The organism is Cellulomonas xylanilytica (assembly GCF_007989805.1).
In the GTDB taxonomy this organism is placed as follows: domain Bacteria; phylum Actinomycetota; class Actinomycetes; order Actinomycetales; family Cellulomonadaceae; genus Cellulomonas; species Cellulomonas xylanilytica.
Map to the genome: position 1 here is coordinate 494403 of NZ_BJUB01000001.1, position 12632 is coordinate 507034.

The following is a 12632-nucleotide window of genomic DNA, read 5'->3' on the forward strand; positions in this document are numbered from 1 at the left end:
CGGTGACTACTCCTGGGTGATGAGCACCTGCAACTCACCGATGCGCACACTCGCCGTGGACTGCCGCGTGACCGTCAGCGCGCCCGAGGCGCCACCGCCGGTCCACGTCACGTCCCACGTCGTCGTCGCGGTGACCGGGAACGCCTCGTTGGCCTGCCCGGCGGATGACTGCTCGTAGATGTGCTGGCACGTCGGGGACGTGACACCACCGGTGTAGTAGGGCGTGCCGGGGTTCTTGCACGTCTCGGTGCGTCCGTCGCCCATGTCCCACACGATCAGCCGCGCCTGCGCGGTAGCAGTCACCGACAAGCCTGGTACGGAGGCGGTCGCCGAACTGGGGCCCCAGGTTGTCGGTCCGACCTCCGTCCACAGCCACAACGGGATCCCGACCAAACCGTCCTCGTCGCCCTCGATCGTCATCCGGATCGCCGGCCCGGTGAGCGCCAGCTGGGCCACCGCGCGCTGCGCCAACTGCGCCGGCGTGACCCCGGTTCCGCCGTAGCCGGGCGGGTCCGTTGGTGCCCACTCCCACCCGTCCGAACCGCCCGGGTGGGTAGGCGCGCAAGCCACGGAGTACACGGCCCCCTCTGGGTAGTGCCCCGCCCAGATGGGATCTGTCGCCGGCGGTTGTGCCTCTACTCGCCGCCAGTAGCAGTCATCCCCGTCGTTGAACCAACCGAACACATCGCTGTGGCATGGCACGTCCTTGCCGGTCGCTGAGACGGTACAACGGCGCTCGATCACTTCGGTTCCACCTGGATCCGGGGTGCCGGGATCAATCGGATCGCCCGGTTTTTCGACCTCGATGACGCACACGGGAGTACCCGGCGGACAGTTCACGCCGCCGGCCGCGAGTGCCGGGGGATCGCTGAACGCCACGGCCGCGATCGCTGCACATCCGATCGCGATCAGCCGTCGCACGGCGTTCCCCGGTCCACGTCGGAGGTCCGAATCGTCCAATGATCGAGATACCAGTAGGCGGTCGAATTGGTCAGGGCAGTCATGGCCTGTCCCGGCGCTGCAGCGGACTCACCCGTTGCGGTGTAGACGGGCTGCCACTCGGTGCTATCGACGCAGTCGGTGATCGTGGCACTGCCGAGCTCACCGATGACGATGTTGGAGACGGTCGGGTTCAGACTCGGTGCGCCGGTGAATGCGATGCCGCTGTCGCGGAAGGTGAAGAGTGCAGTGCCGACGTCCGAGAACGCCTTGTCTACGGCGAACCTCTCGAGCTCTGGACCCGGATCCTTCGTGGGGTTGGCGAATGCAGCGACCTTGGCATCCCAGTAGCCCTGATACGCCTCGAGGATCGCCGCCTCGGCCTGAGCGATGGTCGGGTCGACTGACGGAGTGGGACTGGGCGTCGGCGTCGAAGTAGATGGTGTCGCGGACGGGGCTGGTGTCGGCGTCGGCGCGGGATCCGTGCACGCGCCGAGTAGAGCCGCGACGACGATCAGCGCTGTGGCAGTCGCGGCCCCCTTGGTGATCTGTCGATTTCTCATCGGCAAACACCCGCCCCTGTACGGCCTCCGCTTGCGCGGGGACCGCTCGACGACAGCGTCGGAGCGCCCATTCCATACCCAAACGGGTGATGGGCGCGAGTCGGAGCGGTCGGCCGATCCGTGACTGGATGCATCCCCATGCCGATAGGTGTGCCACACCGTGCGTAAGACGCGAGGTCGTCTCGAGGAATCTGTGGACAAGACTCAGCCGACACGGCGCTGTGGAAGTGCGTCGGCCAGAGCTTCCTCGACGTTTCGTGCGGCGAGGACCGGGGACCGGTAGGAGTGCCTGCGGGTTGCCATGAGCGCCGTTCGCACGACCGGTGAGTCGATGACTTGCGGCCCCTCCGCGACGATCCGCGCCAGCACACCGGGCCAATCGCTCGTGCCTCGCAGGGCGATCGTGAGTCGGCGGGCTTGCCAGGCGGGAATGCCGACGCTGGACGCCATGGCCCGCCAGCCCGGGAACCGCGTCCTGTCGTCCACCCGCGTACCCGGCGCCTCGAGCACCGCCGAGAGGATCGAGCTCGCTTCCTGCTCGTTCCATCCCACCAAGACGAGGGCTCTGCGTGCCGCGGTCTCCAGCCCTGCGTCATCGGTGGAGTTCCCCGGGTCTGTCTCGTCCGCGACCGGCTCCCAGCCGGCCTCCAGCAGGAGGTCGAGGCTGATCGCCGGCCCAACCGTGCCCTCCCGGGACGCGACCTCGAGCTTCCAAGCGCGTCGGTCGTTCGTCGCGAACCTCGCGGCGACGATCTCGCCGAGAAGCTGGCGGCGAGCGACCTGCCCAAGCACACCCCACGGCGAGGTCGCGTGCCGCAACCCAGGCTTGGTGAGCTCAACCCACAATGCCTGCCATGCAGTCGACTCGGCCTGGGATGCGGCGGCGCCGCGCAGCCCGACACTGATCGCCAACGGTCGGACGACTCGCTCGCGCAGATAGGTCAGCAGCGTCGTGCCCGTCGGGCCGTCCCAGCCCTCCCGATCGATGTCGTCGAGCATCTGCAGGAGCGATGCTCGATTCCGGACGACGCTGCCGCCGTGCTCGGGTTCGGGGTGCGGTGTCGCCGCCATGGTCGCCTCCGGTGTCGTGGGTGGACGACACCTGAGGCTTCTCAGAGGCAATAGACAGACGAATCACGCGGTCTTTCACAGCGCGATGTGATCGATTTGTCTATCGATGACGAGCATCGATCACACAGTGGACGTGGCGATCACATCGAACTTGACCTGGGAGTTTGCGTCCCGCTCCGTGGCTGAAGCTGCCGTTGGATCTACTTACGCGACACAGCGGATGCCCAGACCCAGACGAACCCCTCGCGGCCGCCGGCGTCGAGGTAGCGGACATTCACCGCCCGGCTCGTCCACGCCACCGCGACACCGTCGACCTCGAGATCCCTACCCTTGCCATCGACGATCCACACCCGAACCGGGAGCGGTCGCTCGGGCCGGACGATCGCCACGGCGCGGATCGAGGCCGGCACATCGCGGGCGGCATCGCGGAGCGGGACGCGCTCAAGCGGCACAGCACACCAATAGAATCGAACGCATGTTCGATAGCGTACAGCGCCGCCAGCAGCTCGAACCCGCTCGGGCGGATCAAGCGGCCGCGACCCCGAGAGAATCGAGGAGTCGAAGGACGCGGCGTTCGATGTCATCGCGAACGGTGCGAACAGCGTCGAGCGCAAGGTCCGCGGGGTCGGCGAGTTCCCATTCCTCGTAGCGCTTGCCGGGGAAGATCGGGCACGCGTCGCCGCATCCCATGGTGATGACGACGTCCGCGGCGCGGACGATCTCGTCAGTCCAGGGCTTGGGGTACTCGCGGGCGATGTCGATCCCACGTTCGGCCATGACCGCGACGGCGCCGGGCTCGATGGCGTCGCCGGGTTGTGAGCCCCCAGACCACCCGACGACGGAGTTTCCGGCGTGGTGCTGCAGGAAGCCCAGGGCCATCTGGGAGCGGCCGGCATTGTGCACGCAGAGGAACAGGACGACGGGCCGTCCGTCATGGGTCTTGCCTTCGACCTTGGCCAGGGCGTGCAGGCGCTGGCGGGCAAAGCGTTCTGCGAGCAGCGGCAGGAAGTGGGGGATCGTCGCGCGGCCGGCGAACTGGTCGTAGGACGAGGTCAGGAACCGGTCGATCGTCTCGACGCCGAAGATCCCCTGGAACTCGGTCGCAAGCCGTGCCGCGGCGCTCATCACCGCGTGCCGCTGGTCGATGCTGAGGTCGTGGTGCTCGGGCGTGGTCATGGCTTCGTCTCCTTCGACGCAGTCACGCATGGGCGATGCGGGGGGCAAGGTCCTCGACTCGGCGGGCGATCTCCTCGAAGGCCGCGTCGAACGCGGCGTCGTCGGCGGCCGGGACCGGGTCGGGCACCGACCAGTGCACGTCGGCGACGGTGCCCATCTCCTCGTGCGCGTTGTCGCAGACAGTCACCACCAGGTCGTCGTCGCGGCGGACGTCGTTGAACGGTCGAGGCTTGACGTTCGGCAGAGGGAGGTCGTGCCGCGCTGCGGCTGCGAGCGCTCCTGCTGCCACGGCCGTGGCCGGATGTGTGCCGGCCGAGGTCGCAGTGATCGGGCTGGCGCGGTGCCACAGTGCTGCGGCCAGGTGCGATCGTGCGGAGTTCGCGGTGCAGACGAACAGCACGCGACGCGGGCGAGGCATCGTCCAACCCGACGGAACCATCGCTGCATTAGCGGTCAGGTGCAGGTAGGTCCTGCGCCGGTCGCCCTCCGATCGGCGACGGGAGACTAGGCCGTGGTCGACCAGCACCCCGACGTGGTGCGCGACCAGGTTGGAGGCCATCCCGAGCTCGGCGGAGAGCTCCGAGGGGGAGTGGTCGCCCAGCGAGAGGAGCTCGACGACGGCGAGACGTCCGGGATCGGACAGCACGGCGTGCAGCGTCGCGCGCCGCTCGATCTCTGCCTGCCACTCAGTGTTCATTGAGTCAATATTGACTGAGTGATTGTCGCCGGGTCAAGATGCCGCCGTGACCCAAGCATCCGACCCCGTTCCCTTGTCCCTCCCGCGCCGGCTGGCGGCGGAGTTTGTCGGCACCGCGCTGCTCGTGGCCGTCGTCGTGGGGTCGGGGATCATGGCCCAAGCCCTGACGGCAGATGTCGGCATCCAGCTGCTGGCCAACTCTCTGGCGACGGTGTTCGGACTGGCCGTTCTGATCGTGGTGTTCGGTCCGGTCTCCGGGGCGCACTTCAACCCCGTCGTCACCGCGGCCGAGTGGGTGCTGTCGCGGGGCAGTGCGGCGCAGCGGTCGCCGCTCGAGGTCGTCGGCTACGTGCTGGCCCAGTGCATTGGCGGCATCGCCGGGGCGCTGCTGGCCAACGTGATGTTCGACGTCGCACCGGCGATCTCCACCACCGAGCGCACCGGCACTGGACTGCTGGTCGGCGAGGTCGTCGCGACCGCCGGGCTCGTGCTGGTGATCTTTGCGCTGGTCCGCAGCGGCCGCGCCGCCATCGTGCCGGCCGCATTGGCGGCGTGGATCGGGGCGGCGTACTGGTTCACGTCCTCGACGTCTTTCGCCAACCCCGCGGTGAGCATCGGCCGGATGTTCTCCGACACGTTTGCCGGCATCGCACCCGCCTCTGTCCCGCCGTTCCTGCTCGCGCAGGTGATCGGCGCCGCGCTCGGCCTCGGCGCCGTCCTGGCCTTCTACCCGCTGCGGATGGGCCGCGACGCCGCTGTGACGGAGGCGACCGAGCAGCTCGATCCCGTGCCCGCACACTGACCCAGGAAGGCACACCCATGCATCTGGTCGTGGTCGGCGGCAGTGACGCCGGCATCAGCGCGGCGCTGCGCGCCCGCGAGCTCGACGAGACGACCGAGGTCACCGTCGTGGTCGCCGACGCCTACCCCAACTACTCCATCTGCGGCATCCCGTACTACATCTCCGGTGAGGTTACGCACTGGCGCAACCTCGCCCACCGCACGCGCCAGGACCTCGAAGCCACCGGCATGCGGCTGCGCCTGGACACCCTGGCGACCGAGATCGACGTCTCCGGCCGCCGCCTGCGCGTCCGCGACAGCAGCGGCCAGTCGTGGATCGGCTACGACGCTCTCGTGGTCGGCACGGGCGCCGTGCCGGTGCGGCCACCGATCGACGGGCTCGACGACGTCGGTCCGCAGGACGGCGTCCATCTGTTGCACACCATGGGTGACACGTTCGCGCTCGAGGAATCGATCGAACGCACCGCCCCACGTCGCGCCTTGATCGTCGGCGCCGGCTACGTCGGCCTGGAGATGGCCGAAGGACTCACCGCTCGCGGGATCCACGTCACCCAGGTGGAGCGACTCCCCGAGGTGCTGCCCACCGTCGATCCCGAGCTCGGCGCCCTCGTGCACGCGGAGTTGGTCCGCCACGGCGTCGACGTCCACACCGACACCACCGTCACCCGGATCACCAAGCGCGACGCCGCTCTCCACGTCGAGGGACGCGGGCCTGACGACGCACCAGCCGCATGGGACGTCGACCTCGTCCTTGTCGTCGTGGGGGTGCGACCCGACACCAAACTGCTAGTCGCAGCCAGCGCTACCACCGGACCGGCCAACGCCGTCGATGTCAGCCCAGACATGCGCACGAGTCTCGACGCCGTGTGGGCGGCAGGGGACTGCGTGATCACGCACCACCGCCTGCTCGGCCGCTCGTACCTCCCGCTGGGCACCACCGCCCACAAGCAGGGCCGTGTCGCCGGAGAGAACGCGATCGGTGGGTCCGCCCGCTACGCGGGCAGCGTCGGGACCCAGGTCGTCAAGGTCTTCGACCTCGTCGCGGCCCGCACAGGACTACGTGACCACGACGCCAGTGGTGCCGGTTACCCCGCCCTCACGACGCAGTCGACTCCCGACGACCACAAGCGCTACTACCCGGGCGCGGAACCGATCTCTATCCGGATCACCGGTGACGCGGACACCGGGCGGCTGCTCGGCGCGCAACTCGTCGGCGGTCTGACCACTCAGACCGCCAAGCGGGTCGACACCTTGTCCACCGCGCTCTTCCACGAGATGACCGTCGAGGCCGTCAGCGAGCTCGACCTGTCCTACACCCCACCCCTCGGCTCACCGTGGGACGCCGTCCAGATGGCCACCCAGGACTGGGTGGGCCACCACCGATCGACCTTCACCATGGGAGCACCCGCATGACCACGATCCTGTTCGTCTGCGTCCACAACGCCGGGCGGTCCCAGCTGGCCGCCGGCCTCGCCGCAGCACGGGCCGGCTCGGACGTCACCGTCATCTCCGCCGGCACAGAGCCCGACGCCGCGGTGAGCCAGAAGGTCCTCGCCTCGCTCGCTGAGGTCGGCATCGACCGCAGGAGCGAAGTGCCCCAGCTTCTGACCGAGCAGCTCGCCGCCCAGGCTGACGTGATCGTGGCGCTTAAGCCCGCGCTCGACCTCCCCGCCCACGCCCGCGTCGAGGTCTGGCCGCTGCCCGACCCCGCGTCGTGGGACGTCGACGGCATCCGCCCTCTTCGCGACCACATCGATGGCCTCGTCGCCGACCTGCTCGAGCGCGAGAAGGCGCCGAGCTAGCACCCCGCTGCCCTTCGGTTCGTGGTCCCGTCCGCTCCCGCGAGGCCGCTGTGATTGTTCTGTCTATCGAGGTTGGATCGGCTCTCACTCCCGGTTGCCACTCACTTGGGTATCCGGCGCGTCAGCGAAGGCGAAGCAGCCTGATGGCGTCCTGGCGTGTCGCGGCCCGCGTCGTGCACGATCTCGCCATGAGCAAGCCGCTGGATGTCGAGTGCCCACGCTGCGGCGCAGCGCGCGGTAAGTCCTGCCGAACTGGCGACCGCGTCAAGCGCGACCCTCACGGCCGGCGAGTCAAGGCGGCCGCGAACAAGGGCTGAGGTCACGCGAGACTCGTCGATCTTCTGTCATCGTGCGGACCGGTCTCCGTTTCGGTACAGGCGAATGCTAGACATTCCGCTGACGAGTCCTGGTGGCAGACGGTGTGATCGATCCGTCTATCGGCGCGGCAGACGGTGGAGCCCTCCCAACGCGAAGGGCGAAGCCAATGTCCACACCAACGCTGAGAACTCCGCCACGCGATGCACCAGAAGGTGAGCGCGGCTCGCGCGATCGCGTCCAGTCCGTGACACCGCGGATCCTGTTGAGTGTCAATGAGGCGGCCGCCGCGCTCGGAATCGGGCGGACTCTGATGTACGAGCTCCTCGGCTCGGGACAAGTCGAGTCGGTGTTCGTCGGCCGGCTCCATCGGGTGCCGGCGGACGCGTTGATGGCCTTCGTCGACAAGCTCCGCTCGGAGAGCCAGGGGGACGCGTCCACAAGCGGCGGGACGACCGATCCTTTCCACAGAAACGACGACGGTCTGCGCTGATCAACCACCGGAGACCTACCCTCCCGCGAGGATGCACGGAGCGGAGGTGCGGACGTGGCCAAGCGGGCCAACAACGAGGGTTCGGTCTATCGCCGTGCCTCCGACGGCAAGTACGTTGCTGCGCTCTCGGTGCGTGATCCCGAGACCGGGCAGCTCGTGCGCACGACCTTCTACGCCAGCACGCGCGCAGACGCGCGCAGGAAGCTGCGCGAAGCGACCAACCGCGTAGCTGAGGGAGCGCCGCCGAAGGACGCGAGCATCCTGGTGGGGGACTGGCTCCGAACCTGGCGCGAGACCACCCTCGAGGTCAGCGCGCGCAAGCAGTCCACGAAGGACCTCTACCGGTACCTGATCGACGGTCACCTCGTGACTGCCCCCATCGGGCGACGACGCCTGGACCAGGTTCGGCCAGCCGACGTGGAGGCCCTGATCCTGCACCTGCGAGCCAAGGTCAAGGCCCCGCACCGACAGCGCCCGGGCTCCGACACCCAGCGCGCGCTGTCCGACGCGACCGTGCAGCGGATCTTCTCCGTGCTTCGTCTCGCCCTCGACGGTGCTGTACGCGACGGCCACATCGCCCGAAACCCCGCTGCCCTCGTGAAGCAGCCCGGCGTTGAACGCCACGAAGCACGCTTTCTCTCCACGCTGGAAGTCACCGCACTTCTCGGTGCCGCCGCCGGCTCCCGCTACGGGCCAGTCCTGTCCTTCATCGCGCAGACGGGCGTCCGCAAGGGCGAGGCTCTGGCGCTGCGATGGGCCGACATCGACCCGAGCGCGCGAGTGATTCGCATCCGCGCGACGCTGACGCGAGTCGACGGCGAGTGGGGTCCGACATCGCCGAAGACAACGAAGTCCCGACGTTTGCTTCCGGTGACTCCCGCGGTCCATCGTCTGCTGCTCGAGGTTCAGGAGGCCCAGGCCGTGCAGCGCGAGCATGCCGGCAATCTCTGGCAGGAGAGCGACTTCGTCTTCACCTCGCCGACGGGCCGACCGCTCGACCCCCGCAACGTCCTGCGCGCGCTGTCGACGGCTTCCACGGCAGCCGGGATCCCGAACGTGACGGTGCACACCCTGCGGCACTCGGCAGCTACCGCGATGCTCGAGGCCGGCATCCACATCAAAGCCGTCTCCGAGCTCCTCGGTCATTCCGACATCCGCATCACGGGCGATGTCTACGGTCACGTGAGCACTGAGGTCGCCCGCTCGGCCATGGAGGCGCTGTCCCAGCTCATCGACCCACAACCGGTCGATGACCTGGTCCGACGGGACTCCGGCAACTAGCCCTGAACCCGGCCCGGACGATCGAGTGCATCGAATTGCGGGCGCTAGAAGAACTATTCACGCCCAACGAAGGCGCTCCGGGGCGACGTTGCTACACCCGTTGCTACACCGGTTGCTACATCTGCCCCTCTGGCAAGCAGAAAGGCCGCCTCGGAATCTTCCGAAACGGCCTCTGAACTGCGGTAATGCTGGTGGGCGATACTGGGATCGAACCAGTGACCTCTTCCGTGTCAGGGAAGCGCGCTACCGCTGCGCCAATCGCCCATGGTGAACCACGGGTACTGCTGTCGTGATACGAGGTGGAGATGGGATTCGAACCCACGTATACGGCTTTGCAGGCCGCTGCCTCGCCACTCGGCCACTCCACCGTGAGACCGCAGTCCTCAGCGGCTACGGTCAGCCGATCAGGAGTGTCTGCCTCCGAGCGGACGACGGGATTCGAACCCGCGACCCTCACCTTGGCAAGGTGATGCTCTACCACTGAGCCACGTCCGCACAGCACGTCCCCCCGGCTTTCACCGGTGTTCCGTGTGCGTCCCGAACTCTAACTGACGATCTCCGCGAGAGTCCAACTGGCTCCGGGCACCCGGGTGATCGCGCGGATTCTCGTGCCGATCCGGGGACCTCGCAGGTGAGCGGGCCGGTGCTGGGTAGCGTGTGGGCGTGCCCGAGCAGACCGTCAGTCGGCGTGGCGTCGCATGGTTCGCCGGTGTGGAGGCGACCGGCGTCGTCGAGGTCGTGGACGTCCGGGCGCAGCCGGAGAGGCTCCGGCAACCCGGCTGGTGGGCGGTCGTCGGCGACTTCGAGGGCACCGTCCGCGCGTGGAGGTTCGCGCAGGTCGCGGCCGCGGAGCCTGCGCCCGCGGGGGACTGGCACGGCCCACCGCCGGAGTCGTGGAGGTCCTCGCTTGTTCGCTCCCGGTACGTCGCCGCGGTCGGCCGCGTGCGCGCCCACATCCAGGAAGGGGACGTCTACCAGGCCAACCTCTGCCGGGTGCTGAGCGCCCCGCTGCCCGGGGAGCCCGACGCACGGGCGCTCGGCGCGCTGCTGGGCGCGGGCAACCCGGCGCCGTACGCCGGCGGGGTGCAGGTGCCGGGGGAGGTGTGGGTGGTCACCGCGTCGCCGGAGCTGTTCCTGCGGGTCGAGGACGGCGTCGTCACCAGCGGACCGATCAAGGGGACGGCCGCCACCCCGGACGCGATGACGGACAAGGACCGCGCGGAGAACGTCATGATCACTGACCTCGTCCGCAACGACCTGCAGCGGGTCTGCGCGCCGGGCACGGTCGAGGTGACCACCCTGCTGGGTGAGGAACGTCACCCTGGTCTTGTCCACCTGGTGAGCACCGTGCAGGGCGTGCTGGCCGACGACGTCGCGACCGCCCCTGACCTGTGGGCGCGGCTGCTCGACGCCACCTACCCGCCCGGGTCGGTGTCGGGTGCCCCGAAGTCGTCCGCGCTCGACGTCATCGCCTCGTTGGAGACGTCCCCGCGCGGTCCCTACTGCGGGGCCGTCGGATGGGTCGAGGTCGCTCCCGACGGGAGCGTGCGGGCCGAGCTCGCGGTGGGCATCCGAACCTTCTGGTGGGCGGACGACGTGCTGCGCTTCGGTACGGGTGCGGGCATCACGTGGGGCAGCGACCCCGAGGGGGAGTGGGCCGAGACCGAGCTGAAGGCGGCGCGGCTCGTCGGCCTGGCGTCCGGTGTGCCCGCCGAGTCGATGACAGACTGACCCGATGGGTGTCGTGATCTGGTCGAACGGTCGTCTGCACGGTCCCGAGGACCTTCTCCTGTCCGGTGTCGACCACGGGCTCACGGTGGGTGACGGTGTCTTCGAGACGTGCGCGGTGTACGACGGGACGGCGTTCGCGCTGACGCGTCACCTGCGCCGCCTGAAGCGGTCGGCCGAGGGCATCGGACTGGCCGCACCCGACGAGGCAGCGGTCCGTGAGGGCGTCGCGGCGGTGCTCGCCGACGCCGGACCGGACGTCGGTCGCCTCCGGATCACGCTCACCGGCGGACCGGGGCCGCTCGGGTCCAACCGTTTCGCGCCCGAGGAGCAGCGCCAGAGCATCCTCGTGCTCGCCGGGCCGGGCGCGCGGTCCGAGGTCTCCCGGGTGATCCGCGTGCCGTGGGTGCGCAACGAGCGCTCGTCGGTGGCCGGACTGAAGACGACGTCCTACGCGGAGAACGTCGTGGCCGTCTCGGAGGCGTACCGGCGCGGTGCCGACGAGGCCGTGCTGGCCAACACGGTCGGCGAGCTCTGCGAGGGCACCGCCTCGAACGTCTTCGTCGAGCGCGACGGCGAGCTGGTGACACCGCCGCTCTCCAGCGGGTGCCTGGCCGGCATCACCCGCGAGCTGCTGCTCGAGTGGTCGGCGGCCGCGGGTCTTCCCGTCCGCGAGGCCGCGCCGGGCGAGCTGCGGTACGAGGTCCTCGACGACGTCGCCGACGGGTCGGCCCACCTGATGATGAGCGGCTCGATCCGGAACGTCTCGCCGGTGGTCAGCCTCGACGGGGTGGACGTCGACGCCGGACCGGTCTCCCTGGAGGCGCAGCGGCTCTTCCAGGCACGGCTGGCCGACGACCTCGACCCGTGACAGACGACGACCGGCCCCGCCCGAGGCGGAACCGGTCGCAGTGAGGAAGTGTCAGGCGGTCAGGAGAGCGGCGATGAGCGCCGTGATCTCGCCTTCCATCCGGTCGCTCTCCGTGCCCAGGGGCACGAGTGCCTCGGTTCCGGCGAGGAAGCGCTCGATCGGCTCCGTGGGAGCGGCAAGCAGTGCGCTGCCCTCGACCCCGCTGAGCGACACGAGCGTGTAGTCGGGGTCTTCGTCGCGCCACACCTGCACGTCACCGGTCCCGGCAGGGGCATCGGCCGTCGCGTGCATCCCCAGGGAGAGGAGCTCGCGGCCGATGAGCCAGGTCGACATGGTGTGCGGGCCGGTGAAGACCGCGCGCACCGTGTACGGATCAGTAGTCCTGAAGGAGAACTCGGCACTCACGGGGATGACGCTGGCGTCGGATCCGATGAGCTGCATGGCGACGACCTCGACGACGTCATAAGTCGAGCTCGGCATCGGGTCCTCCTGTTCGCAAGGGCTGGAGGTCCCATCATGGCAGGCCAGGTGCCCGATTGGACCGGTAGTAGGCCCGAGTTCACCCGGAGGGACGCGCACCGAAGTGTCGACGACACGCGACTGCACCCATCCTGGCGACCACGGGTCCCTTGACTTCGGCGCGATGACCTGCAGGGAACGGTCGTGAGCCCGGTTCGGAATTGTGACCCGAGCCGGGTAGCATCCTCCTCGATGTCACCCGCGGGTGGTCGTCATTCGCGGCACCAGGTGTGTTGCGGGTCGTCGGCTCCGCGCACGACGGGCGATTGGCTCAGTTGGTAGAGCGCCTCGTTCACACCGAGGAGGTCATCGGTTCGAGTCCGGTATCGCCCACTCGATCAGGAGGGGTCGGCCCATCGGGCCGGCCCCTCCTGTC

14 protein-coding genes and 4 tRNA genes are annotated in these 12632 nt (G+C 69.0%); 9 read left to right on the forward strand and 9 right to left on the reverse strand.

The annotated features are described in order from the left end of the window. Window positions 1-6: 6 nt before the first annotated feature. From CXY01_RS02135 to CXY01_RS02155, 5 genes are all read right to left on the reverse strand, one after another. Window positions 7-921, reverse strand: coding sequence for a hypothetical protein (locus CXY01_RS02135; protein ID WP_146925394.1), 915 nt, complete (start codon window positions 919-921; stop codon window positions 7-9). After that, window positions 909-1502 (reverse strand): hypothetical protein, encoded by a 594-nt coding sequence (locus tag CXY01_RS02140; RefSeq protein WP_146925395.1) that lies wholly within the window; start codon window positions 1500-1502, stop codon window positions 909-911. The genes CXY01_RS02135 and CXY01_RS02140 overlap by 13 nt, the downstream gene beginning before the upstream one ends. Before the next feature lie 204 nt (window positions 1503-1706). Further along, the gene (locus CXY01_RS02145) at window positions 1707-2573 is read right to left on the reverse strand and encodes a hypothetical protein (protein ID WP_146925396.1); all 867 of its coding nucleotides are present in this window, start codon (window positions 2571-2573) and stop codon (window positions 1707-1709) included. 525 nt (window positions 2574-3098) lie between these two features. Continuing rightward, window positions 3099-3749 (reverse strand): arsenate reductase ArsC, encoded by a 651-nt coding sequence (locus CXY01_RS02150; RefSeq protein WP_146925397.1) that lies wholly within the window; start codon window positions 3747-3749, stop codon window positions 3099-3101. 22 nt (window positions 3750-3771) lie between these two features. Further along, window positions 3772-4446: an arsenate reductase/protein-tyrosine-phosphatase family protein gene (locus tag CXY01_RS02155; RefSeq protein ID WP_146925398.1), complete on the reverse strand. Its 675-nt coding sequence runs from the start codon at window positions 4444-4446 to the stop codon at window positions 3772-3774. A gap of 46 nt (window positions 4447-4492) precedes the next feature. On the opposite strand from CXY01_RS02155, the gene CXY01_RS02160 reads away from it, so the two are divergent. The 6 genes from CXY01_RS02160 to CXY01_RS02180 all read left to right on the forward strand — a co-directional run bounded on the left by CXY01_RS02160 (window position 4493) and on the right by CXY01_RS02180 (window position 9138). Next, entirely contained in the window at window positions 4493-5248 is a 756-nt protein-coding gene (locus CXY01_RS02160; RefSeq protein ID WP_246124942.1) for an aquaporin, read from the forward strand. 17 nt (window positions 5249-5265) lie between these two features. Then, window positions 5266-6660, forward strand: coding sequence for an FAD-dependent oxidoreductase (locus CXY01_RS02165; RefSeq protein WP_146925399.1), 1395 nt, complete (start codon window positions 5266-5268; stop codon window positions 6658-6660). Further along, a complete protein-coding gene (locus CXY01_RS02170) occupies window positions 6657-7049 on the forward strand; it encodes an arsenate-mycothiol transferase ArsC (protein ID WP_146925400.1) in 393 nt (130 codons plus the stop codon). The genes CXY01_RS02165 and CXY01_RS02170 overlap by 4 nt, the downstream gene beginning before the upstream one ends. 188 nt (window positions 7050-7237) lie before the next feature. Continuing rightward, window positions 7238-7366, forward strand: a complete 129-nt coding sequence (locus CXY01_RS21415; protein ID WP_443092697.1) for a zinc finger domain-containing protein — start codon at window positions 7238-7240, stop codon at window positions 7364-7366. Window positions 7367-7611: 245 nt separating this feature from the next. After that, on the forward strand, window positions 7612-7857 hold the full coding sequence (locus tag CXY01_RS02175; RefSeq protein WP_246124943.1) for a helix-turn-helix domain-containing protein: 246 nt from the start codon (window positions 7612-7614) through the stop codon (window positions 7855-7857). Between the two features lie 54 nt (window positions 7858-7911). Beyond that, window positions 7912-9138 (forward strand): tyrosine-type recombinase/integrase, encoded by a 1227-nt coding sequence (locus tag CXY01_RS02180; RefSeq protein ID WP_146925402.1) that lies wholly within the window; start codon window positions 7912-7914, stop codon window positions 9136-9138. A 189-nt stretch (window positions 9139-9327) separates the two neighbouring features. Here CXY01_RS02180 and CXY01_RS02185 read toward each other — a convergent pair. From CXY01_RS02185 to CXY01_RS02195, 3 genes are all read right to left on the reverse strand, one after another. Continuing rightward, window positions 9328-9402 (reverse strand) — tRNA-Val (locus CXY01_RS02185). Window positions 9403-9435: 33 nt separating this feature from the next. After that, window positions 9436-9506: transfer RNA gene (locus CXY01_RS02190), tRNA-Cys, on the reverse strand. Between the two features lie 55 nt (window positions 9507-9561). Continuing rightward, a tRNA-Gly gene (locus tag CXY01_RS02195) sits at window positions 9562-9633 on the reverse strand. 168 nt (window positions 9634-9801) lie between these two features. On the opposite strand from CXY01_RS02195, the gene CXY01_RS02200 reads away from it, so the two are divergent. After that, entirely contained in the window at window positions 9802-10869 is a 1068-nt protein-coding gene (locus tag CXY01_RS02200; protein ID WP_246124944.1) for a chorismate-binding protein, read from the forward strand. A 4-nt stretch (window positions 10870-10873) separates the two neighbouring features. After that, window positions 10874-11737 (forward strand): aminotransferase class IV, encoded by an 864-nt coding sequence (locus CXY01_RS02205; protein WP_146925404.1) that lies wholly within the window; start codon window positions 10874-10876, stop codon window positions 11735-11737. 51 nt (window positions 11738-11788) lie between these two features. Here CXY01_RS02205 and CXY01_RS02210 read toward each other — a convergent pair whose 3' ends face one another. Further along, window positions 11789-12217, reverse strand: coding sequence for an SsgA family sporulation/cell division regulator (locus CXY01_RS02210; protein WP_146925405.1), 429 nt, complete (start codon window positions 12215-12217; stop codon window positions 11789-11791). A gap of 299 nt (window positions 12218-12516) precedes the next feature. Between CXY01_RS02210 and CXY01_RS02215 the strand changes: the two genes are divergently transcribed. Beyond that, a tRNA-Val gene (locus CXY01_RS02215) sits at window positions 12517-12589 on the forward strand. The last annotated feature ends 43 nt before the right edge of the window (window positions 12590-12632 follow it).

What these genes read in the sequence shown, in the direction of transcription:
- CXY01_RS02140 (WP_146925395.1), bottom strand. Translation starts at nt 1,502, where the DNA reads ATGAGAAATCGACAGATCACCAAGGGGGCCGCGACTGCCACAGCGCTG.
- CXY01_RS02145 (WP_146925396.1), bottom strand. Translation starts at nt 2,573, where the DNA reads ATGGCGGCGACACCGCACCCCGAACCCGAGCACGGCGGCAGCGTCGTC.
- CXY01_RS02150 (WP_146925397.1), bottom strand. Translation starts at nt 3,749, where the DNA reads ATGACCACGCCCGAGCACCACGACCTCAGCATCGACCAGCGGCACGCG.
- CXY01_RS02155 (WP_146925398.1), bottom strand. Translation starts at nt 4,446, where the DNA reads ATGAACACTGAGTGGCAGGCAGAGATCGAGCGGCGCGCGACGCTGCAC.
- CXY01_RS02165 (WP_146925399.1), top strand. Translation starts at nt 5,266, where the DNA reads ATGCATCTGGTCGTGGTCGGCGGCAGTGACGCCGGCATCAGCGCGGCG.
- CXY01_RS02170 (WP_146925400.1), top strand. Translation starts at nt 6,657, where the DNA reads ATGACCACGATCCTGTTCGTCTGCGTCCACAACGCCGGGCGGTCCCAG.
- CXY01_RS21415 (WP_443092697.1), top strand. Translation starts at nt 7,238, where the DNA reads ATGAGCAAGCCGCTGGATGTCGAGTGCCCACGCTGCGGCGCAGCGCGC.
- CXY01_RS02205 (WP_146925404.1), top strand. Translation starts at nt 10,874, where the DNA reads ATGGGTGTCGTGATCTGGTCGAACGGTCGTCTGCACGGTCCCGAGGAC.
- CXY01_RS02210 (WP_146925405.1), bottom strand. Translation starts at nt 12,217, where the DNA reads ATGCCGAGCTCGACTTATGACGTCGTCGAGGTCGTCGCCATGCAGCTC.